Annotated in this window: 22 protein-coding genes; 17 read left to right on the forward strand and 5 right to left on the reverse strand. The window is 61.9% G+C overall.

The genetic code is table 11. The features are described from left to right. The first annotated feature begins 28 nt into the window (after positions 1-28). Positions 29-1393, forward strand: a complete 1365-nt coding sequence (locus tag AB6804_RS14495; RefSeq protein ID WP_370887008.1) for an MFS transporter — start codon at positions 29-31, stop codon at positions 1391-1393. A gap of 205 nt (positions 1394-1598) precedes the next feature. Further along, a complete protein-coding gene (locus AB6804_RS14500) occupies positions 1599-1883 on the forward strand; it encodes a hypothetical protein (RefSeq protein ID WP_370887009.1) in 285 nt (94 codons plus the stop codon). A gap of 83 nt (positions 1884-1966) precedes the next feature. Here the strand turns inward: AB6804_RS14500 and AB6804_RS14505 are convergent, their stop codons facing one another. Beyond that, positions 1967-2401 carry a VOC family protein gene (locus tag AB6804_RS14505; protein ID WP_035970703.1) on the reverse strand — a complete coding sequence of 145 codons (435 nt, stop codon included), beginning with the start codon at positions 2399-2401 and terminating at the stop codon, positions 1967-1969. A gap of 114 nt (positions 2402-2515) precedes the next feature. Here AB6804_RS14505 and AB6804_RS14510 point away from each other — a divergent pair, with 114 nt between their 5' ends. From AB6804_RS14510 to AB6804_RS14535, 6 genes are all read left to right on the forward strand, one after another. Continuing rightward, complete coding sequence (locus AB6804_RS14510) at positions 2516-3442, forward strand: LysR family transcriptional regulator (protein WP_370887010.1); 927 nt, start codon at positions 2516-2518, stop codon at positions 3440-3442. Positions 3443-3481: 39 nt separating this feature from the next. After that, positions 3482-4564: an FUSC family protein gene (locus tag AB6804_RS14515; protein ID WP_370887011.1), complete on the forward strand. Its 1083-nt coding sequence runs from the start codon at positions 3482-3484 to the stop codon at positions 4562-4564. A gap of 110 nt (positions 4565-4674) precedes the next feature. Then, positions 4675-6486 carry an alkaline phosphatase gene (locus AB6804_RS14520; RefSeq protein WP_370887012.1) on the forward strand — a complete coding sequence of 604 codons (1812 nt, stop codon included), beginning with the start codon at positions 4675-4677 and terminating at the stop codon, positions 6484-6486. 173 nt (positions 6487-6659) lie between these two features. Beyond that, positions 6660-6896 (forward strand): hypothetical protein, encoded by a 237-nt coding sequence (locus tag AB6804_RS14525; protein ID WP_370887013.1) that lies wholly within the window; start codon positions 6660-6662, stop codon positions 6894-6896. A gap of 178 nt (positions 6897-7074) precedes the next feature. Further along, on the forward strand, positions 7075-8430 hold the full coding sequence (locus tag AB6804_RS14530) for an ATP-binding protein (RefSeq protein WP_370887014.1): 1356 nt from the start codon (positions 7075-7077) through the stop codon (positions 8428-8430). A gap of 112 nt (positions 8431-8542) precedes the next feature. Continuing rightward, complete coding sequence (locus AB6804_RS14535) at positions 8543-9226, forward strand: response regulator transcription factor (protein ID WP_244795213.1); 684 nt, start codon at positions 8543-8545, stop codon at positions 9224-9226. Between the two features lie 24 nt (positions 9227-9250). On the opposite strand, the gene AB6804_RS14540 is transcribed toward AB6804_RS14535, so the two are convergent. Continuing rightward, entirely contained in the window at positions 9251-9448 is a 198-nt protein-coding gene (locus tag AB6804_RS14540) for a DUF3563 family protein (protein WP_370887015.1), read from the reverse strand. Between the two features lie 256 nt (positions 9449-9704). Here AB6804_RS14540 and AB6804_RS14545 point away from each other — a divergent pair, with 256 nt between their 5' ends. The 7 genes from AB6804_RS14545 to AB6804_RS14575 all read left to right on the forward strand — a co-directional run bounded on the left by AB6804_RS14545 (position 9705) and on the right by AB6804_RS14575 (position 16118). After that, entirely contained in the window at positions 9705-10070 is a 366-nt protein-coding gene (locus AB6804_RS14545; RefSeq protein ID WP_370887016.1) for a hypothetical protein, read from the forward strand. A gap of 93 nt (positions 10071-10163) precedes the next feature. Beyond that, positions 10164-11369, forward strand: a complete 1206-nt coding sequence (gene dinB, locus AB6804_RS14550) for a DNA polymerase IV (RefSeq protein ID WP_370887017.1) — start codon at positions 10164-10166, stop codon at positions 11367-11369. 93 nt (positions 11370-11462) lie between these two features. Then, a complete protein-coding gene (locus tag AB6804_RS14555; protein ID WP_370887018.1) occupies positions 11463-12362 on the forward strand; it encodes a TauD/TfdA dioxygenase family protein in 900 nt (299 codons plus the stop codon). 36 nt (positions 12363-12398) lie between these two features. Beyond that, on the forward strand, positions 12399-13421 hold the full coding sequence (locus AB6804_RS14560; protein WP_370887019.1) for an ABC transporter substrate-binding protein: 1023 nt from the start codon (positions 12399-12401) through the stop codon (positions 13419-13421). A 107-nt stretch (positions 13422-13528) separates the two neighbouring features. Next, positions 13529-14353, forward strand: coding sequence for an ABC transporter ATP-binding protein (locus AB6804_RS14565; RefSeq protein ID WP_370887020.1), 825 nt, complete (start codon positions 13529-13531; stop codon positions 14351-14353). Then, positions 14350-15228: an ABC transporter permease gene (locus AB6804_RS14570; RefSeq protein WP_370887021.1), complete on the forward strand. Its 879-nt coding sequence runs from the start codon at positions 14350-14352 to the stop codon at positions 15226-15228. Before AB6804_RS14565 ends, AB6804_RS14570 begins: the two co-directional genes overlap by 4 nt. Before the next feature lie 89 nt (positions 15229-15317). Next, a complete protein-coding gene (locus AB6804_RS14575) occupies positions 15318-16118 on the forward strand; it encodes an exodeoxyribonuclease III (RefSeq protein WP_370887022.1) in 801 nt (266 codons plus the stop codon). Here AB6804_RS14575 and AB6804_RS14580 read toward each other — a convergent pair. The 3 genes from AB6804_RS14580 to AB6804_RS14590 all read right to left on the reverse strand — a co-directional run bounded on the left by AB6804_RS14580 (position 16115) and on the right by AB6804_RS14590 (position 19109). Beyond that, positions 16115-16726, reverse strand: coding sequence for a phasin family protein (locus AB6804_RS14580; protein WP_370887023.1), 612 nt, complete (start codon positions 16724-16726; stop codon positions 16115-16117). The two genes, AB6804_RS14575 and AB6804_RS14580, sit on opposite strands and share 4 nt — an antisense overlap. 142 nt (positions 16727-16868) lie before the next feature. After that, positions 16869-17735, reverse strand: coding sequence for an alpha/beta hydrolase (locus AB6804_RS14585; RefSeq protein WP_370887024.1), 867 nt, complete (start codon positions 17733-17735; stop codon positions 16869-16871). A 9-nt stretch (positions 17736-17744) separates the two neighbouring features. Further along, complete coding sequence (locus AB6804_RS14590; RefSeq protein ID WP_370887025.1) at positions 17745-19109, reverse strand: nucleobase:cation symporter-2 family protein; 1365 nt, start codon at positions 19107-19109, stop codon at positions 17745-17747. Between the two features lie 391 nt (positions 19110-19500). On the opposite strand from AB6804_RS14590, the gene AB6804_RS14595 reads away from it, so the two are divergent. Further along, positions 19501-20421 carry an STAS domain-containing protein gene (locus tag AB6804_RS14595; protein WP_370887026.1) on the forward strand — a complete coding sequence of 307 codons (921 nt, stop codon included), beginning with the start codon at positions 19501-19503 and terminating at the stop codon, positions 20419-20421. A gap of 51 nt (positions 20422-20472) precedes the next feature. Continuing rightward, a complete protein-coding gene (locus AB6804_RS14600; RefSeq protein WP_035970761.1) occupies positions 20473-20832 on the forward strand; it encodes an STAS domain-containing protein in 360 nt (119 codons plus the stop codon). Positions 20833-20846: the final 14 nt, after the last annotated feature.

The following is a 20846-nucleotide window of genomic DNA, read 5'->3' on the forward strand; positions in this document are numbered from 1 at the left end:
CTATTGCCTCTTACGTAAAGGGATTGAAGTGAGCAGAAGTCCTAGCGTGAACGTTCAGACGTTCATCAACGAGCATCCGTTCTCGCCGTTTCAGTGGCTCATCTTCGGGATGTGCTTCGTCATCGTCCTGCTGGATGGCTTCGACACCGCCGCGATCGGCTTCATCGCACCGTCGCTCGTGACGGAATGGCATATCAGCCGGCCCGCGCTGGCACCCGTGCTGAGCGCGGCGCTGTTCGGCCTCGCGGCGGGCGCGCTGTTGTCCGGGCCGCTGTCGGACCGGCTTGGCCGCCGGTCGATGCTGCTTTCATCGGTCATTCTCTTCGGCGTCGCGTGCTTTGCATCAGCCTATTCGGCGGACATTACGCAACTGACGACGCTGCGCTTCGTCACGGGCCTGGGCCTCGGTGCGGCGATGCCCAACGCCGTCACGATGATGAGCGAGTTCTGCCCCGACAGCCGCCGCGCGACACTCATCAATCTGATGTTCTGCGGCTTTCCGCTGGGCGCGGCGTTCGGCGGCTTTCTCGCGGCCTGGATGATCCCGCATTTCGGCTGGCGCAGCGTGCTGTTCCTCGGCGGCGTTGCACCGCTTCTGTTGTCGGTGCTGCTGCTCATCGCGCTGCCTGAATCGGTGCGATACATGGTGGCGAAGGCGAAGCCCGTCGACAAGATTCGCGCGACGCTTGCGCGCATCTCGCAGGACGCCCGCAACGCCGGCTCGTTCTTCATGACCGAAACCGCGCCCACGGTGCAAGGGCAGAGCGGCGTGAGCGTGGTGCTGTCGCGTTCCTATATCGTCGGCTCGATCATGCTGTGGCTCGCCTATTTCATGGGCCTCGTGATCTTCTATGCATCCATCAACTGGATGCCGATCCTGCTCAAGGAATCCGGCCTCAGCCCGCAACGCGCGACGCTGATCTCCGCATTGTTCCCGCTGGGCGGCGTGGGCGCCGTGCTGCTCGGCGTGCTGATGGACAAGTTCAATGCGAACCGCATCATCGCAGCGTGCTATGCATTGACGGCGGTGAGCGTGTATTGCATCGGACAGGCGGCGGGCAACGTCGGACTGCTGGTGCTGGTCGTGTTCCTCGCGGGCGTGTTGATGAACACGGCGCAATCGTCGATGCCCGCGTTGGCCGCGGCGTTCTACCCGACGCAAGGCCGCGGCACGGGCGTCGCGTGGATGCTGGGCATCGGCCGCTTCGGTGGCATCGCTGGATCGTTCCTCGTCGCCGAGCTGACGCGTTTGCACTTCACGTTCGGCGGAATTTTCGCGGTGATCGCGGTGGCGGGCGTCATTTCGGCTGTCGCGTTGCTGATCAAGCAGGCGGCGCATCCGCAGTCCAGGACGTCGGGCGATCTCAAGGCCACGGGGCCGGTCGGACACTGAGCGTTCGTTATTGCCAATGATGTGACGTAGCCTCGCGTGGCTCTGCTGCGCGAGGCTTTTTGTTTTTCTCGTCACCGATTCGTCAGACTGTGGCACGTCGCGTGCTCCTGACCGAAGGCGACGAGCCGCCGTGCGTCACGCCGCGGCGCTCAGCATAGAACAATGCACGGATCGCATTCGCAACTGCTAACAGGAGTCTTTGGACATGAAACGTATCGCTCTCTCGTGCGCTGCCGGCGCATTCGCTCTCGTCTGTGCATCGGCATTTGCACAGGACAATCCGCCGAGTTCCGCTACGGGCCTGCAAGCCGGCGACAATGCGCAAACCACGACGCAAGGTTCCGGCACCTCGCACAAGTCGACGCACATGAAGAAGTCGCACGGCAGCCATTCGTCGTCGATGAAGACGGGTCCGTCGACCGCGCCCGGCGGCACCGCAACGCCGAGCGGCCCCGGCGCACCGGTCAGCGCAAGCGGCTCGGGTCAGTAAGCTTTAGCTCGGCCGATGTAAAAACGGGACGCTCGCGAGCGTCCCGTTTCTGTTTCAGCGCGTTCATGCAACGCGGCAAGCCTTCATTTTGCAAAGAGCGACGCCATGTCGGCAAACGCCTTGACCTCGACGGCATTGCCCGACGGATCGAGAAAGAACATCGTGGCCTGTTCGCCGACTTCGCCCTTGAAGCGAACATGCGGCTCGATGATGAAGCGCGTCCCTGCAGCCTTCAGCTTTTCGGCAAGCGCTTCCCACTGAGGAATCGACAGCACGACGCCGAAGTGGCGCACCGGAACGGCGTCGCCATCGACGGCGCTCGTCGTGCGATGTCCCGCTTCCTCCGGCGCAAGGTGCGCGACGATCTGATGACCATAGAAATTGAAATCGACCCATTCGTTCGAACTGCGCCCTTCAGGGCAGCCGAGCAGATCGCCATAAAACTCGCGGGCGGCAGCGAGGCTATGGACGGGAAACGCGAGATGAAACGGCGGCATGGCGTCGTGCGGGGTGCTCATGTGACGGTCCTTTCCTGAAAGTGAGAGCAGCAGGGCTCCGATTTTATTGATAAAAATTCCTGCTGAATAACGATATATTCCGGGAGTCAGCTCAACGGAAATTGATTAATCGACATGCTGCGCGAACTCACGACTTTCATCGCGGTGGCGCGCCACGGGACGTTTGCAGCGGCGGGCGCGCAGATCGGACTCACGCAATCGGCGGTCAGCGCGCAAATGCAGCGGCTTGAAGCGCATCTCGGCTTTTCGCTATTCGATCGCACCGGCCGGTCCGCCACGCTCAATGACGCGGGCCGCCGCACGCTCGAGCTCGCCGATGAACTCATCGCACTTTATGCGCGGCTTGCGGAACCCGAAGGAAGCGATGAGCGCGGCGGGACGCTCAACGTTGGCGCAATTGCATCGGCACATGCGGTGCTTTTACCCGATGCCATCGCCATGTTTCGGCGCACGTTGCCCGCGTGGCGCATTCGCATCGTCCCGGGGGTATCGCTCAGCCTGCTCGCTCAAGTCGATGCAGGCGAAACGGACATGGCCGTCATCATCCGTCCGCCTTTCTCGATGCCTTCCGAGTTGCAATGGCGCACGCTCGTCGCGGAGCCGTTCGTCTTGCTCGCGCCTGCGTCATCGAAGCGAGTGAATTGGCGCGAATTGATCGAAACGCAGCCGTTCATTCGCTACGATCGCCGTTCGTTCGGCGGGCGGCAAGTGGACGTTTTCCTGCGCAGGAAACGCATCGCCGTGCACGATGCGATCGAGGTGGATGAATTGCAGGGCATCGCGCAACTCGTCGCGCGTGGGACGGGCGTCGCGTTAGTGCCGAAGTCGGCCGGCATCGGTGCCTGGCCCCGCGGCGCGGTTGCGCTGGATCTCGGCGACGATACCTTCTATCGCGAGATCGGTCTCGTCGAGCGTGCGCGACGCGTTCCTCGCGACGCGGCGACGCTCCTTGCCGACTGCATCGTGAAAGCCGCCGCGCATGAGGACGGCGCTTCGCAATCGACCGCAGGCAAGCGCACGACGCGAAGAAAGACCGCCTAGAATCCGTTGCAGGCCAGTTCGCATTCGAGGTGAAACGCGATGGACGACGGACAACCGGCACGCGCGCGCTCTATCACCGCGATGGTTGCGTGGCTCGATCGTATCGACCCCGGTGCGCATCGCCGCATCAAAGGCTTGCGGCTCGTGACGGCCTACGGTCTCGCGGCGGCGATCGGCGCTTTGCACGACGTGACGCGCGAGGCCCCGGCGAGTGTGTCCGTCGGCACGCTCGCAGCGACTTTTGCACTGTGGGCGAGCGTGTCCGAAGCGCGCACGACGCGTGCGCAATCGAGCCGCGATCTGGCGATACTCTGTGCCGCCGCCGCATTCGGCGCATTGACGCTCGCGCTGTTTGGACCGATGTTTCGCGAGTTCGGGCGCGGCGGTGCCGAGTTGATTCTCGTGGCCGGCGCGTTCTGCGTGGGCTATCTGAAGCGCTTCGGCGTGACCGGCGCGGGCGTCGGCTCGCAAGTCTATATCGGTCAGCTTGCGGCCTATGCAATGAACCTCACGCTCACGGATGCATGGGCGATCGCGCTCGCATCGCTTATCGCGATGATCGCCGCTATCGTGCCGCGTGTTCTCAGCGGGCCAGCGGAGCGGCCGGTTGTATTGCCGGCGCTCGCTTCCGAAACCGCCTACGGCAGTCGCAACATATCGCCTGCATTGGCGATGGGCTTGCAAGCTGCATGCGGCGCGCTCGTCGTGGTCCTGCTCAACGCGGCGGTCGGGCTCATCGAGTCCGCATGGGCGATTACCGCTTGCGTGTATGTCGTCGCGACATCGGCAGTGGGCACGGCGGAGCGCGTGCGGCGGCGCATCTATGGCACGCTGGTCGGCGTGCCCGTTGGCCTTGTTTGCCTGCCGCTGGCCGAGCACGCGCCGCTCGTCGTCTGGACGATGGCCGCGCTTGCGATGATCGTCTATGCGATGGCCTTGCCGGATCGCTATGACATCGCGTGCGGCGCATTTGCGTTTGCGCTCATCGTGACGCTTGTTGCAAGCGGTGTGCACTCGGTACCGCTGCTCGCGGCGCGCGCCTGGGAAACGCTGCTTGGCGGCGCTCTGGGCATTGCTTCCGCGAGGCTCGTGTTTCCATTAAGGGCTGTGCAATCGCGCTAGCCAGATAAGCAAACGCATGTGCTGTTTCTGGCCCAACGACGCTCACGTTCCTTGACAGCGACAGGTCCGGTTTATAGCCTCAGAACAGATGCCGTTCCAATGGAGGCTTTATGGACCGCCGCCGCTTCTTGTCTTTATCCGCGTTCTATACGGTTGCGGCGGCGTCGGGGACGCTCGTCGCCTGTCATCATTCCAGCGACGACGAAGGAAGCGGAAATGGCGGCACGCCACCGCCGCCGCCCACGGGCGCCTATGCGTTCCCGCAAGGCGTCGCGAGCGGCGATCCGCGCGATACGTCCGTCGTGTTCTGGACGCGCTGCGTCGCTAACGCAGGCGGCGCGGTGCAGCCTGTACCGGTGACTTTGCAAGTGTCGCCGCTTGCCGATTTCTCGCAACTCGCGGCGAGCGTGGCGTTGAGCGCGGTGCCCGATTACGACTATACCGTTCGCGCGAAAGTGACCGGACTGACGGCAAGGACGACTTACTATTATCGTTTCGTCGCGGGCGGCGATATCAGCGCGACGGGCACCACACGCACCGCGCCTGCCGCTAACCAATCCATCGAACGATTGCGCTTCGCGTGGTTCACGTGCCAGAACTGGAGCGCGAATCACTGGCAAGCCATGACGTTGATGGCGGCGGAAACCGATCTCGACTTCGTCGTGCATCTGGGCGACTACATCTACGAAACGGTGGGCTCGCCGAGAGACGCCGCCGAGCCCGCGCATCCGCTGATCACCTTGCCCGACGGCGTGCCGCATGCGGATGGCGGTTTCTACGCGAATTCACTCGCCGATTACCGGACGCTTTATCGCACGTATCGCGGCGATGCGCGCTTGCAGACAGTGCACGCGCGCTTTCCGATGATCGCGATCTGGGACGACCACGAGTTCTCCGACGACTGCTGGCAGGATCATCAAACCTATACGAACGCGAACGAGCGGCAGACCACGCGCCGCCGCAACGCGAATCAGGCGTGGGCCGAATATCTGCCGGTGGATTGGGGCGACGTATCGTTCGACCTGAATAACGCGAACTACGACAACATCCGCATCTATCGCGACTTCCGCTTCGGCGCTTTGCTGCATCTCATGATGACCGACGAGCGGCTCTATCGCGACGATCACGTCGTCAGCGAGGCGGCGATTGCACAAGGGCTCGGCCATGATGCGGTGAACGGCAACGACATCGTCGGCTCGCGTTACTTCGTGCCTCAACAAGTGCTCGCGCAATTCGAGGCGCTCGATACGCAGCGTCTCGGCCGCGCGCCGTCGATACTCGGCCCTACGCAGACGCAGTGGTGGAAGGACACGCTGAAGGCGTCCACCGCGACGTGGAAGGTCTGGGGCAACGAGGTGATGATGAACCGTTTGTGGCTCGACTTGCGGTCGATTGCGCCCGCGCCCGCCAACACGGTTTTCGTGCTCGACTGCGATGCATGGGACGGTTACCCGTCGCACAAGGCGGAACTGATGTCGTTCGTGAAGACACAGGGCATCGCGAACCTCGTCGCGATCACGGGCGACCTGCATGCGTTTCAGGCCGGCATCGTGCGAGACAATCCCGATCCCTCGACAGGCACGCCGGTCATGGTCGATCTGATGGCCGCCGGCATCAGCAGCCGGCCCTTCTTCAGAGACGTGGCGACATATTCGGCGGGCATGCCGCTCGCGTCGCTGATCAGTTCTTCCGGCGTGCTCGATACCTTCATCCAGCAGAACAACCCCGACATGCTCTATGCGGATCACGACGGCCTGGGCTATGCATCTGCAACGGTGACGGCGGGCCAGTTCATCGCGATCTTCAACAAGGTGAAGAGCTTGAATGCGGATGGCACTGCACCGCAGAATGCGCTCGCCAAGCGCACGCGTTTGACGATCAACGCGGGCGCGGTATCGATAGGCGTCGAGGACAACGTCTGAAGACGAAGGACTTCATACAGGAACGATCACCCGCCCATTCTTATCCGCGCTTCTGGGGGGATTTCAACGTGAAGGCACGCACGTAGACTGCGTGCACATTTCGGAAGGTCGCTTGCTGAACCCGTGCAATGAGGCCGATGAAGTGGATACATGAAACCCTCAGGAGCACGATCATGATGAGCAAACTCAGTGGCGTTATCTTTGTTGCAGCTTCGCTTGCCGCGTCTTATGCGCTTGCAAGCGGCTATGGCCCAGCACCGCATTACACGCCTTCAACCGGCGCGCCCGCGTCGCAACAAGGCATGAACGCGCAAACCATTGCCGCCGATGAAGCCGCGACGCAACGCAGCAACGATGCGGCGGTGACGAAAGACAAGCAGGATAGTCCTCTGGTTCAGGCGCAGGACTAAGCGCCTGCGTGCCGGAGGCATCGGCTCGAAAGCGATGAAGATAGTCAGGCCCATCGGCGCCATGCGTCGAACGTCATGGCATTCGATGGGCCGAACGCTGCGTTAGTGTATTGATCGATGCAAGTGCCGCCGTTCGGTCGCGCGGCTTGCCCCGACTCTTTCGACGCTGCGGAATGACATGATCAAATCGCTGAGGAACCAGTTGGTCGTTGCGCTCGGCTTGCTGGTGAGCGCAGTCGGCATCGTGCAGGGGGTGAGTTCGTATCACCTGAGCAAGGCCGGCATCAATGCGCTGCTCGATTTACGTCTCGAACAGGTAGCGGCGCGCATGCGAGACGGCTTCGCTGAAAGCATTCCGAAGAATCCGGCGCGCGGCTCGCAGGATGATCGCGATATCGTCGTCGTGCTGTGGAAACCTGGCTACGAAGCGCCGTTTCGCACGACCGATCCATCGCAGCGCTTCTCGCCCGATGCGCCGCCGGGCTTCTCGAACGCCACGTTCAACGGTGAAGAGTGGCGCATCTTCACGCGAGAAGAACCGACGATGACGATTCAGGTGGCGCAACGTTCTTCCGTACGCCGGGCGCTGGCGGAAGAGAACGCCACACGAACGCTGTGGCCCATTGCCGTGCTGTTGCCGCTCATGTGGATTGCCGTGGTGCTCGTCGTGCAGCGCTCGCTGCGCACGCTCAACCGGCTGGGCAACGAAGTGCAGGCCATCGACGCGGGGCATCTCGGGCCGCTGCCGAGTGTCGGCGTGTCTGCGGAACTCGCGCCATTCATTCGTTCCATCAATACAATGATCGAACGGCTCGCCAGGTCCATAGAAAGCGAGCGCAAATTCATTGCCGACGCAGCGCACGAATTGCGCACGCCGCTTACTGCGCTTCAGCTTCAGGCCGATAACCTCGCGCCGCATATTGCGCCCGGCAATCAGGAGCGATTTCACGAACTCAGGCGCGGTATCGCACGCAGCGGCAGTCTCATCACGCAGTTGTTGAGGCTGGCGCGCGCGGACGCGCCGTTGAGCGGCAACGTGCTGGCGCGCGTGGATATGTCCGTCGTCATGAAGGACGCCATTGCCGATGTGCTGCCGATTGCGTTTCAGCGCGGCCTCGATGTCGGCGCGGAAGACGTGATCAGCGCGCACGTGCGCGCGGTGGAAGCGGACATCTGCATCGCGGTGATGAATCTTCTGTCCAATGCGGTGCGTTATACGCCCGATGGCGGAATCGTCGATGTCCGTATGCGTCGCGATAAGCACATGGTGTGGATCGAAGTCATCGACACCGGTCCGGGCATCGACGAGGCATTGCTGCCGCGTGTATTCGAGCGCTTTTTCCGCGCAAACGCAGAGGTGGAAGGCAGCGGGCTCGGCTTATCGATAGTCAAGGCCATCGCGGTGCGTTATGGCGGCGAAGTGAGTTTGCGCAATCGCGACGACGGGCGTTCCGGCATCGTCGCGGCACTCGGCTTACCCGTCGATGAAAGCACGGACGATGCGCCCGCGCGAAGCAATGCTGCAACCGCGTGAGCGCCGACTACAATTCATTCGCCACGCGGCGCGATGAACCGCTCAAGACCGGTCGTGCTTTTGCAGCGCCTCGCGCTTTGACGTCTGCCCATTGCGATGAGCAAGGTGCAATATGCGAATTCTTCTGATCGAAGACGACGTGCAGATCGGCACGAGTCTGATGCGCGCACTGAAGGACGCGGATTACGCCGTCGACTGGGTGCGTGACGGCAACGCGGGCCGCAAGGCGATGGACGCCGCCGAATACACCGTGGTGCTGCTCGATCTCGGCTTGCCGGGCATGACAGGCATCGAACTGTTGCGACAGGCGCGCACGGCGGGCAACGCGACGCCCGTGCTGATCCTCACCGCACGCGACGACCTCGACACGCGCGTGCAAGGTCTCGATCTCGGCGCAGACGATTATCTTCTGAAGCCCTTCGACATGCCCGAGTTGTTGGCGCGGATTCGCGCGGTACTGCGCAGGAAAGCGGGCTATGCGGTCTCGCGTCTGGGCGACGAGTCCATCAATCTCAATCTCGATCAACGCACGCTGACATGCGGCGAGACTTCAGGCGTGTTATCGGCGCGCGAATTCGCTTTGATGCACGCATTGATGGAACGCCCCGGCACGATATTCTCGCGCGATCAACTGGAAGACCGTCTCTACGGCTGGGGCAAGGAAGTCGAGAGCAACGCGGTCGACGTGCTCATTCATTCGGTGCGCAAGAAGTTCGGTGCAAGCGTGATTCGCAATGTGCGCGGTCTTGGCTGGACCGTGATGCTTGGCCAGCCCGGCCGCGACGATGCGAAATAGACGCGCGCTGAAGGCGATAAGCCGTTAAAGGCGGCTTGCATTGTCATGCGATCTCACTGAACCGCAAAAAGGCAGCGTATAGCTGGGCGCTTCCTGTTCAACGTGGCGCATGCGGCGCTCGAGGTCCGCGAGATCGGTCGAAGAAGCGAAGTAGGCATCGGTCCCGGCGTCGCGCCGCGAGGAGATGAATTCGACGAGGGATTGAGAAAGGCGTTCGAACATGATGGGCTCCGTCATCAACAATTCACTGAGGAATCGACGGTCTCGCTTGCCGGGCCCTGGTAGCAGCCGTCGATGCAAAGCAGCTTAGGCTTCGTGAATTAGCGGTTAATGAGGCAGACGAAAGCGTTCGTCACCGCACGATCTCGACCAATGCGAGCAGTGCCGCGCCGCACCATCACGTGCTATCGTGTTTCAATACCGAACGTAAGCGCGTGCTTAGCGCTTCTCGTCGAAACGTCTTTCGTGAACTGCCGCCATGAACGATGTCCCTCGTACTCTCAGTGCCCGCGATCGCGTCGAATTGCTGTGCTGGCTCACATGCGGCAGCCTGGGCGCGTTCTATCTGAATGGCGACTGGCCGGCGGCGTCGTTCCATGTGCAAGCGGCGCATAAATGGCTCGACCGGCATCAGCGGTTCGCGGACTGGCTGACCATCGCGAAACTGGCCGCCATCGCCCGCGATCTTGCGACGCGTCATTGCGCGATGCTCGAAGCCGATTGGGCGCGCGACGCCGTCGAAGAAATTCTCGATAGCGAAGACCTCAACTATCAATCCGACGTCGTCAAACAGGTATTCGACGACTGCCGCCGTGCGCTCGCGGAAAAACGCACGCCGGAGTAAGCATCGGGCGGGGCACTGGCGAAAATCACTGTATGAATGTACAGTAGGCCATTTTCTATCCGGCCTTGCCGCCTTTGAGTCTTTCATCCGTCGATGAACGCGTCACCCTCGACACTCGCCACGCCTAGCCCCGTTAAACGTATTGCGCATCTCGACATGGACGCGTTCTTTGCGTCGGTCGAACTGCTGCGCTATCCGGAACTGCGCGGGCAGCCGGTCGTCGTGGGCGGAGGGCGCAACGCGATGCCGGAGACGCTTCCCGATGGCACACGCCGCTTCGCGCGCCTGCGCGATTACGCGGGCCGGGGCGTGGTGACGACCTCCACATACGAAGCACGCAAATTCGGCGTTTTTTCTGCAATGGGCATGATGAAAGCGGCGCAGCTTGCGCCCGACGCCATTTTGCTGCCGACTGACTTCGAGTCATACCGTCACTATTCGCGCCTTTTCAAAGCGGCAATTGCGAGCTTCACGCCGCAAATAGAGAATCGCGGCATCGACGAGATTTATATCGACGTCAGCGATCTGCCGGGAGAGTCCGCCGAGATCGGCAAGCGCATGAAGAACGCCGTGTACGAAGCGACCGGCCTGACGTGCTCCATCTGCATTGCGCCGAACAAGCTGCTGGCAAAGATCGGCTCCGAGCTGGACAAGCCCGACGGTCTCACCATTCTGACAATGGACGATCTGCCCACACGCATCTGGCCGCTGGCTGCGCGCAAGGTGAACGGCATCGGTCCGAAGGCGAACGAAAAGCTCGCGGCGCTTGGCCTCGTGACGGTAGGCGATATCGCGGCCGCCGACCTCGGTTTTCTGCAAACGCATTTCGGCCCCACGTATGCGGCGTGGCTTGCGCGCATTGCGCAGGGACAGGACGATCGTGACGTGGTCGTCAGTTCCACGCCGAAGTCGATGAGCCGCGAAACTACCTTCGAGCGCGATCTCCATCCGAAGCACGATCGCACGACCTTATCGGCCAAATTCACTGACTTATGCAAGCGCGTCGCGGACGATCTTCAACGCAAGGGCTATGTCGGCCGAACGGTCGGCATCAAGCTGCGCTTCGACGACTTTCGCACCGTCACGCGCGATCTGACGATTCCCGTCGCAACCGCCGACGCCACCGAGATTCGCCGCGCCGCGACGGAGTGTTTAAAGCGTATTCCGCTCGATAGGCGGCTGCGCCTGCTCGGCTTGCGCGTCAGTGCGTTGAGCGTGCCGGGAGAAGCGGACGCGTTCGTCGCGCCGGTGCAGGTCGAATTGCCCTTCGATGCGCTCGATGATTCAGTGAGTCCTTAGCGTATGGGCGAATAACGAAATCGCGTATCGTTGTTTGCTCATGCGTCGCGTGCGGCGTAGATTGTTCGTCTATTCGCCGTTTAAAAAGCAACCGTGACGATTCTCTCTTCGACCCACGACGCTTCCGAAGAAGCCGTCGAGCAACGCATCACGATTCGTCCGTTCGACGGCCCGCTAGGCGCCGAGGTGATCGGTCTCGATCTGTCCAGGCCGCTCGCGCAGGCCGATTTTGCGCGCATCCATCATGCGCATCTCGACCATCACGTGCTCGTGTTTCGCGATCAGCGCATCACACCCGAGCAACAAGTTGCGTTCAGCAAGCGCTTCGGCCCCTTGCAGCGACACGTGCTGCATCAGTTCGCACTGAGCGGGCATCCTGAAGTGCTGATCGTGTCGAACATCGTCGAGAACGGCAAGCCGATCGGCCTCGGCGACGCCGGCCATTTCTGGCACTCGGATCTCTCATACAAGGAGAAGCCGAGCCTCGGCTCGATGCTGCATGCGCAAGAGTTGCCAGCCACTGGCGGCGATACGCTTTTCGCCAATCAGCATCTTGCATGGGACACGCTGCCGGCGCATCTCAGACAAGCAGTGGAGGGGCGCACGGCGGAGCACACTTATCTCGCCAAATATGCGGAGCTGCAAAAGCGCAGTCCGTGGCGACCCAATCTCACTGCGGAACAGATCGCGGAAGTGAAGCCCGTCGTGCAACCGATGGTGCGCACGCATCCGGAAACCGGCCGCAAAGCGCTTTTCGTCAGCGAGCATTTCACGACGCGCATCATCGGGATGCCGGAGGACGAGAGCCGCGCGTTGCTCGATGCAATCTTCGCGCATAGTGTGCAGCCTGCGTTCGTCTATCGCCATGCGTGGCGCGAGCATGACATGGTGTTCTGGGACAACCGCTCGGTCATGCATCTCGCCGCCGGTACGCCGGACGATCAGCGCCGCAAGCTGTATCGCACGACGATCGAAGGCGACACGCCGTTCTGACAGCACACGAATAGTCCATAAAACACGGGGTTTCCGATGCATTCTCGACAAGGGAAGGGCGCATGGCGCGCGCTCGCCGCCGCGCTGGCGCTATCGATCGGCACAGGCGTGCCGGCTGTCCACGCCGAAGGCACGCTGCGCATAGCCGAACAATATGGCGTGGTCTATCTGCTGCTCAACGTGGCGCGCGATCAGAAGTTCATCGAACAGGAAGGCAGGAAGCAGGGCATTGATATCAAGGTCGACTGGGCGAAACTCTCGGGCGGCGCGAGCATCAACGATGCGCTGCTTTCCGGTTCCATCGACATTGCCGCAGCAGGCGTGGGGCCTTTGCTGACCATCTGGGACCGCACGCACGGCCGCCAGAATGTGAAGGGCGTCGCATCGCTCGGTAATCTGCCGTATTACCTCGTGTCGAACGACCCGCGCGTGAAGACCATCGCCGATTTCAGCGAGAAGGACCGCATCGCGGTGCCGGCGGTCGGGGTATCGGTGCAATCGCGCGTTCTGCAATACGCAGCGGCGAAGCAATGGGGCGACAAGCAATACGACCGGCTCGACAAACTCACTCAGGCGGTGCCGCATCCCGATGCGGCAGCGGCGATCATCGCGGGCGGCACGGAGATCAACGCGCACTTCGGCAATCCGCCGTTTCAGCAGCAAGAGCTGGCGGGTAATCCGAAGGTGCATATCGTTTTGAATTCATATGATGTACTCGGCGGCCCCAGCTCCGCCACCGTGCTTTATGCCACCGAAAAGTTCAGGAACGCGAATCCCAAGACGTATCGCGCTTTCGTCGATGGCCTCGCCGATGCCGCGCGCTTCGTCACGCAGCATCCGGAAGATGCCGCCGATATCTACCTGCGCGTGAATCAGGCGAAGATCGACCGCAATCTGCTCGTGAAGGTCATCAAGGATCCGGCGGTGCAATTCAAGGTCGCGCCTGAGAACACGTTCGCGCTTGCACAATTCATGCATCGCGTGGGCGTGATCAGGAACGAGCCGAAGTCATGGCAGGACTACTTCTTCAGCGACCCCGCGACGAAGGACGGCAGCTAAAGCACTTATGCGCTTATCCATGCTCATGCATTGGATATGCTCAATGATTGTTTAGCGCACGAAGCACGCGCCGGTATCTTGATGGTTTGCTTTGATGCGTTGCTGACATGGCTGCAAATCCCCACTTGCTTTATCCGGTCGAAGGCGGCCGCGCCGCTGCCACGAGCGGAAAACTGCTATCCGCGCGTAACGTCACGCTCGAATACCGCACGCCAGAACGTCTCGTTCGCGCGACCCATGACGTGAGCTTCGACGTGTATGGTGCGGACCGCTTCGTATTGCTTGGCCCATCGGGTTGCGGCAAGTCGACGTTGCTCAAGGCGGTTGCGGGCTTCATCGAGCCGGTGGCGGGAAGCATCGAGATCGATGGCGAACGCGTGACGGGACCGGGCGCGGATCGCATCGTCGTTTTTCAGGAATTCGATCAGCTGCCGCCGTGGAAGACGGTATTGCAGAACGTCGTGTTTCCACTGCGCGTGGCGCGCAGACTAAGCCGCGCGGAAGCACGCGAGCGCGCGCTTCATTTCCTCGACAAAGTTGGTCTCTCGCGATTTGCAGACGCTTATCCGCATACACTGTCGGGCGGCATGAAACAGCGCGTCGCCATCGCGCGTGCGCTCGCCATGCAGCCGCGCGTGCTGTTGATGGACGAACCTTTCGCCGCGCTCGATGCGCTCACGCGCCGCCGCATGCAGGAGGAACTGCTGCGCCTCTGGAGCGATGAACGGTTCACGCTCTTGTTCGTCACGCATTCGATCGAAGAGGCGCTCATCGTCGGCAATCGCATTTTGCTTTTGACGCCGCATCCGGGCCGTGTGCGCGCCGAATTGAACAGTCATCAGTATTCGCAGGAAAGCGTGGGGCGCGGCGAGTTTCAGCAGAGTGTCGCGCGCATTCATCGCCTGCTGTTCGAAGAGGAGGCCGCCCGATGAGCACGCCGCAATTCATGGAGCCGCCCGTGCGGCCCGAGTTCGAAGCGGTTCCGTCGACACCGGATCAGGTCCGGCATGAAGCACCTTTGCCGCTTGCAAAGCGCCTGACCGATCGCGCATGGCTGCGCAAGACGCTGATTGCATTCGTGCTGATCGGCATATGGGAACTGGCGGCGCGCTTCGTCGATAACGATCTGCTGTTGCCGACCTTCAGCGCGACGTGCGCAGCGTTCGTGCAGGGCGTGCTGTCCGGCGAACTGATCGAGAAGGTCGCGATATCCATGTCGGTGCTGTTGCGCGGCTATTTTCTGGGCGCGGCGCTCGCGTTCCTGTTGACATCGCTTGCGGTTTCGACGCGCATCGGTCGCGACATCCTTTCGATGCTCACCGCGATGTTCAATCCCTTGCCATCCATCGCGCTGTTGCCACTTGCGTTGCTGTGGTTCGGGCTGGGCACGGGCAGCCTGCTCTTCGTGCTCGTTCATTCGGTGTTGTGGCCGCTTGCGCTCAATACGTATGCGGGTTTTCAGGCGGTGCCATCGACCTTGCGCATGACAGGGCGTAATTACGGGCTCACCGGCTTGCGCCATGTGGTGCTAATTCTGGTGCCCGCCGCCTTGCCTTCGATTCTTGCCGGCTTGCGCGTTGGCTGGGCTTTCGCGTGGCGCACGCTGATCGCGGCGGAACTCGTGTTCGGTGCAAGCTCGGGCAAGGGCGGTCTCGGCTGGTACATCTTTCAGAATCGCAACGAGCTTTACACCGACCGCGTGTTCGCGGGGCTTGCGGCGGTCATCGTAATCGGGCTCGCCGTCGAGCATCTCGTGTTCGATACCGTCGAGCGCGTAACGGTCCGGCGTTGGGGCGTTCAGTCGTAGGCGCAGCGGTGTGACGAGACGCGCGGCACGCATCGTGCATCGCGCGTAGGATCGTCAAAAACACGCCATCGACAGATGGACACCGCCGAATGAAAATCGCCACCTTTAACATCAATGGCATTCGCTCGCGTATCGATGCCTTGCTGACATGGCTCGAACGCGAAGCGCCGGACGTCGTGTGCCTTCAGGAATTGAAGGCCACGGATGCCCAGTTTCCCGCTGCGGCCATCGAAAAGGCGGGCTATGGCGCGCTTTGGCACGGGCAGGCGTCGTGGAACGGCGTCGCCATTCTGGCGAAGGATACGCAGCCGATCCTGAGCCGGCGCGGTCTGCCGGGATTCGAAGACGATACGCATAGCCGCTATATCGAAGCGGCCGTGCACGGCGTGCTGATTGGCTGTCTCTATCTTCCCAACGGCAATCCGCAGCCCGGCCCGAAGTTCGATTACAAGCTCGACTGGTTCGAGCGATTCAACGCGCATGCGGCGTCGTTGTTCGAGAGCGGACACCCGGTCGTGCTGGCGGGCGATTACAACGTCGTGCCGACCGACGAAGATATCTACAACACGCGCTCATGGCTGAAGGATGCGCTGCTGCAACCCGAAAGCCGCGCCGCGTATGCCAGGCTGCTCGCGCAAGGCTGGACCGATGCACTGCGCAAGAAGCATCCGGACGAGCGCATCTACACGTTCTGGGATTATTTTCGTCAGCACTGGCAGACGAATTCGGGGCTACGCATCGACCACATTCTGCTGAGCAAGGATCTCGCTTCGAAGCTGCAGGATGCGGGCGTCGACAAATGGGTGCGTGGCGAACCGCACGCGAGCGATCATGCGCCCGCGTGGGTCGTGCTGAAGGAATCGCGCAGCAGAAAGAAAGCGGCTGCCTAGCTTTGACGTTTCGACGATGCGCGTGACGCCTTCGCAATCGGCGTCTCCACCGTTTCGCCGAGTTGCTTGGGCGCGCTCGCCGCTTCGCTGGCGATGTCGCCGCTTGCGTCGAGGATGACGCCGCCCGTCTCCTGCGCGGCTTGCGTGGCCGCTTGCGTTACTTCGCTTGCGGTATTGGCGAGACTCGTGATGACCAGGCCAGTCTCTTGTGCAGCGGATTGCGCGCCTTGTTGCGCTTCGCTTGCGGCCGTGTCGAACAGGCCCTTCAGTGTGATGCCGTTGCGTTCATACTGGCTGCGCACTTCGCCGAGAATGTCCGCTTCCGTCGACGTGATGATCGACCAGACGTTCTGTCCATACGAGGCCGCTTTCAACGGAAACTGCGCGAACAGCGCGGATTGCCAGCCGAGCACGCTCGCGCCCGCGTCTTCACCGGGCTTCAGCAGGTTGCTGCTTTCTTCGATCACCGTGCGCACCGTTTGAACGTTGAGTTCGGTGAGTTCCTGCAAACCGCTGGCGAAGCGGCCGCTTGCGTTGAGAAACGCCTGCAGGTTGGCGCGTGCTAGCGAAGGCATTTGATAAGCGATATTGCCGGGATACTGAAACATTGACCGCTCCTCTCAGGTATCGAATAAAAATCGGTAAATGGAGCGCGCCGGTCGGCGCATGGCTCATCGGATACGAGTTGATTCTGACGAAGCGCACTTGCAGCGGTTCCCATCCGGCGACTGAATTTTTAAAGCACGGTCGTCAGTCTGCGCCGTGAACTTCTTGCCTGTCGCGCGCCTTGAGCGATGCGAGAAATTGCATCACGTGCGTGCGTCCGCCTTTGCTCCAGACGTCGATATGATCCGCGCCTTCTATGAAGGCGAGATGTTTGTCGCCTTTCGCGGCATCGAAAAGACGCTGGAAATGCGCGGGCGGAATCACGAAATCCCGCGTGCCGCCATAAATCAGAAGCGGCGCGTGTATTGATGCGATTTTGGCGAGGTTGTCGTAACGGTCGCGTGCAAGATATCGCACGGGAAAGAGCCTGAAGCGCGCAGCGGCGACATTGACGATGCTGGTGAACGGCGCTTCGAGTATCAGCGCATCGATGCGGCATTCGCTTGCAAGCTGCACTGCGACGCCCGAGCCTAACGAATAGCCATGCAGGACGATGGAGCGCGAACGCTCGGCGGCATACGCATAAGCGGCGCGCGCATCGGCATAAAGGCCCGCTTCGTTCGGCTTGCCGGGATTGCCGCCATAACCGCGATATTCCGCAAGCAGGACGCCGTAACCGGCTTCGATCAATTCGAGCGCAATATGCGCCCGCTGCGTCAGGTCTTCGCCGTTGCCATGAAAGAGCAGGATGGTCGGCGAGGCTGCATCGGGCGGCGCTCTATAGCGAGCAATCAGATCGAGGCCGTCCTGCGTCCTGACGCTGATCAGTTGCGTATGAGCGTCGAGCGTGGCGTCGACGACCGTTTGCGTCTGCTCCAATGGATAGACGAGGCGGCCTTGCAGCCAGTAAAGCGCGCCCAGTGCAGCAAGGTACGCGAGTGCGATGGCGGCAAGCAGAAGCCCTAGCAGTTCCATCATCGAGCGCGGCGGATAGTGTCGGAATAGCCGCATGATAGAGCGTCATGCGTTGTCATCGCGCTGACGCAGGCTCAGGGGCATGTCCGCCGCGAGCTCGCGCTGGACGTCGTCCGTCGAATGGCCGCGATTGAACAGCGCATTCAGAAGGATCGCAACAACGGCGGTCAATGTGATGCCGCTATGCGTGAGCGGCGCGGCCCACGCGGGCATCTGGCCGAAGAACGTCGGGGCCGTCAGCGGAATGACGCCGACGCCGAGACTGATCGCGACGATGAGCAAGTTGTTCTTGCTGTCGAAATCGACCTTGCTGAGTATCTTGACGCCGGTCGCGGCGACCATGCCGAACATCGCGATGCCCGCGCCGCCCAGCACGACCACCGGTATCGACGCAATCAGATTCGACAGCTTCGGCAGAAGCCCGAGCAGCATCAGGATGACGCCCGACACCGCGACGACCCAGCGGCTCTTGACGCCCGTTATGCCGACGAGCCCGATGTTCTGCGAAAACGACGAGTGCGGGAACGTGTTGAAGATGCCGCCGATCACCGTGCCGAGTCCGTCCGTGCGCAGGCCGCGCGTGGCGTCGGCGCGCGAAACCGGACGCAGCGCGAGATCGCCGAGCGCGAGGAACATGCCGAGCGACTCCACCATGATGACGACCATCACGAGGCACAGCGACGCGATCGCCGCGATATCGAAGGTCGGCATGCCGAACGCGAACGGCCGCACCGGCGCGAACCACGCGGCCCGCCCGATGCCGGAGAAGTCGATGAGGCCGAGCGGCAGCGCAATCGCGAAGCCGATCGCCATCCCGAGCAGCACGGAAATGTTCGCGATGAAGCCGCGCAGATACTTGTTGATGAGCAGAATCACGAGCAGCACGATGCCCGCGATCATCAGGTTGCGCGGATCGCCGAAATGCGGTGCGCCGCGTCCGCCGCCGGCCCAGTTGATCGCCACCGGAAACAGCGTCATGCCGATCGTGAGGATGATCGTGCCGGTGACGATCGGCGGAAAGAAGCGCATCAGGCGTCCGAAGAACGGCGCGATCACGACGGCGAACACGCCCGCCGCGATCGTCGCGCCGAAGATCGCGGGCAGCCCGGCGCCCGATGTGGCCATCGCGACCATCGGACCGACCGGCGCGAAGCTTACGCCCATGATGACCGGCAGGCGGATGCCGAACTTCCATATGCCGATGCATTGCACGAGCGTCACGACGCCGCATGCGAAGAGGTCCGAACTGATGAGAAACGCCACCTGATCTTTCGGCAGCCTGAGCGCCGCGCCGATGATCAGCGGCACCGCAATCGCGCCCGCATACATGACGAGCACGTGCTGGATGCCGACGGCGAGCATCTGACCGACCGGCAGCACTTCGTCGACGGGATGAGTCGTGTGGGACATTGGCGCTCCGGCGTCGCGTTTTGGGATGCCGGTTCAGTATTGCACCGCCGAAACGCCGGAAAATATTCGGGCTGCTATCTGCGGTATGGCGAACGACGGCCGCTGATTCCGGCCCATCGTCACGGAACATGTGACCGCATGAGCGAGCGCAGACGGAAGCATTTCCCGATTGCGCAGCCAGTCTCGAAGCCTCGCCGTAATAGCTGCGCGATCTCTTTCAAAACTGAGTCCCGCGCACTGTCGAATTTCGAGATGGCGTGCTACATTCCGAGCGCCTTCAGGTGCTCGACATCGGTGCGCGATCATTCGCTGCCTCCTTTTTCAGCAACGCGAAAGCATCTTCGTCGGGGCTTGTCGCCCGCAAAATCACTATTCGCACGGGGAACTCGGCATGGAAATGGTCGGCGGAACACGGCTCGCCCAGGTATTCGGCAACAACCAGACGGAACTGCTGAACGAATGGATCACGAAGCAGCACGCCATCGCGTCGCGTCGCGGGCTCGTCGGCGAAGCGGAGCTTCGCAATCAGTTCTCGCAATTTGTTTCGCTGCTGCTGACGGTGCTCAGCGCTTCGGACCGGGTGGACTTCAAGGGAACCGAATGGCACGAAGTGCGCGCGTTTCTGGCGGATATGTCCGCTCAGCGTGCGCGTCAGGGCTTCTCGCCGGTTGAAACCGCGATGTTCGTGTTCTCGCTGAAGCAGCCGCTCGTGACACGCCTGCGCGCCGCTTTGGCGAACGAACCCGCCATGCTCGCCGATCTGACGTGGACCATCAGCGCACTGTTCGATGAACTCGGCCTGTACACCACCGAAGTGTTCCAGGCGAGCCGTGAGCAAGTGATCGTGCGCCAGCAACAAGAGTTGCTCGAACTGTCCACGCCTGTCGTGCAACTGTGGGACGGCATCCTCGCGCTGCCGCTGATCGGCACGCTCGACTCCGCGCGCACGCAGGTCGTGATGGAAAACCTGCTGCAAAAGATCGTTGAGACGGGCGCGGCTATTTCGATCATCGACATCACCGGCGTGCCGACCGTCGATACGCTCGTCGCGCAGCATTTGCTGAAGACGGTCGCCGCCGCGCGTCTGATGGGCGCGGACTGCATCATCAGCGGCATTCGTCCGCAGATCGCTCAGACCATCGTGCATCTCGGCGTGAACCTGTCGAACGTGACGACCAAAGCCACGCTCGCGGCGGCGTTCGTCGTCGCGTTGCAGCGCACCGGCAAGTCGGTGACGATGGCCGGCGCGCAGGAGCACGCGGCGCGCAACGGCGCGGCCGCCGGCATGCACGATTCGTCGTCGCCCGAATGACGGCGCGCGAGTTCTTCAACAGCATGCAACGCGACTGAACAGGGCCAGGCGATGGATCGCATTCCAATTCTCACGATGGGCAAGCTGTTGCTCGTCACCATTCAGGTGGACATGCACGACCGCCTCGCGCTCACGCTGCAGGACGATCTGACGAGCCGCATCGTCAAGGACGGTGCGAACGGCGTGCTGATCGACATTTCATCGCTCGATGTCGTCGATTCCTTCATCGGGCGCATGATCGGCAATACGGCGGCGATGGCCCGCGTGCTCGACGCGCAGACGGTCGTCGTCGGCATGCAGCCTTCGGTCGCGATCACGCTGGTCGAGCTCGGGCTCACGCTGTCGGGCGTGCGGACCGCGCTCAACGTGGAAAAGGGCATGGCGCTTCTCACCGGCGGCGGCGCAGCCTGACGGCCGCAAGTGAA

The organism is Caballeronia sp. RCC_10 (assembly GCF_041360715.1).
In the GTDB taxonomy this organism is placed as follows: Bacteria; Pseudomonadota; Gammaproteobacteria; order Burkholderiales; family Burkholderiaceae; genus Caballeronia; species Caballeronia grimmiae.

Coding starts and splice junctions, on each gene's coding strand:
- AB6804_RS14500 (WP_370887009.1), top strand. CDS start 1,599: ATGAAACGTATCGCTCTCTCGTGCGCTGCCGGCGCATTCGCTCTCGTC.
- AB6804_RS14505 (WP_035970703.1), bottom strand. CDS start 2,401: ATGAGCACCCCGCACGACGCCATGCCGCCGTTTCATCTCGCGTTTCCC.
- AB6804_RS14510 (WP_370887010.1), top strand. CDS start 2,516: ATGCTGCGCGAACTCACGACTTTCATCGCGGTGGCGCGCCACGGGACG.
- AB6804_RS14515 (WP_370887011.1), top strand. CDS start 3,482: ATGGACGACGGACAACCGGCACGCGCGCGCTCTATCACCGCGATGGTT.
- AB6804_RS14520 (WP_370887012.1), top strand. CDS start 4,675: ATGGACCGCCGCCGCTTCTTGTCTTTATCCGCGTTCTATACGGTTGCG.
- AB6804_RS14525 (WP_370887013.1), top strand. CDS start 6,660: ATGATGAGCAAACTCAGTGGCGTTATCTTTGTTGCAGCTTCGCTTGCC.
- AB6804_RS14530 (WP_370887014.1), top strand. CDS start 7,075: ATGATCAAATCGCTGAGGAACCAGTTGGTCGTTGCGCTCGGCTTGCTG.
- AB6804_RS14535 (WP_244795213.1), top strand. CDS start 8,543: ATGCGAATTCTTCTGATCGAAGACGACGTGCAGATCGGCACGAGTCTG.
- AB6804_RS14540 (WP_370887015.1), bottom strand. CDS start 9,448: ATGTTCGAACGCCTTTCTCAATCCCTCGTCGAATTCATCTCCTCGCGG.
- AB6804_RS14545 (WP_370887016.1), top strand. CDS start 9,705: ATGAACGATGTCCCTCGTACTCTCAGTGCCCGCGATCGCGTCGAATTG.
- dinB (WP_370887017.1), top strand. CDS start 10,164: ATGAACGCGTCACCCTCGACACTCGCCACGCCTAGCCCCGTTAAACGT.
- AB6804_RS14560 (WP_370887019.1), top strand. CDS start 12,399: ATGCATTCTCGACAAGGGAAGGGCGCATGGCGCGCGCTCGCCGCCGCG.
- AB6804_RS14565 (WP_370887020.1), top strand. CDS start 13,529: ATGGCTGCAAATCCCCACTTGCTTTATCCGGTCGAAGGCGGCCGCGCC.
- AB6804_RS14570 (WP_370887021.1), top strand. CDS start 14,350: ATGAGCACGCCGCAATTCATGGAGCCGCCCGTGCGGCCCGAGTTCGAA.
- AB6804_RS14575 (WP_370887022.1), top strand. CDS start 15,318: ATGAAAATCGCCACCTTTAACATCAATGGCATTCGCTCGCGTATCGAT.
- AB6804_RS14580 (WP_370887023.1), bottom strand. CDS start 16,726: ATGTTTCAGTATCCCGGCAATATCGCTTATCAAATGCCTTCGCTAGCA.
- AB6804_RS14585 (WP_370887024.1), bottom strand. CDS start 17,735: ATGCGGCTATTCCGACACTATCCGCCGCGCTCGATGATGGAACTGCTA.
- AB6804_RS14590 (WP_370887025.1), bottom strand. CDS start 19,109: ATGTCCCACACGACTCATCCCGTCGACGAAGTGCTGCCGGTCGGTCAG.
- AB6804_RS14595 (WP_370887026.1), top strand. CDS start 19,501: ATGGAAATGGTCGGCGGAACACGGCTCGCCCAGGTATTCGGCAACAAC.
- AB6804_RS14600 (WP_035970761.1), top strand. CDS start 20,473: ATGGATCGCATTCCAATTCTCACGATGGGCAAGCTGTTGCTCGTCACC.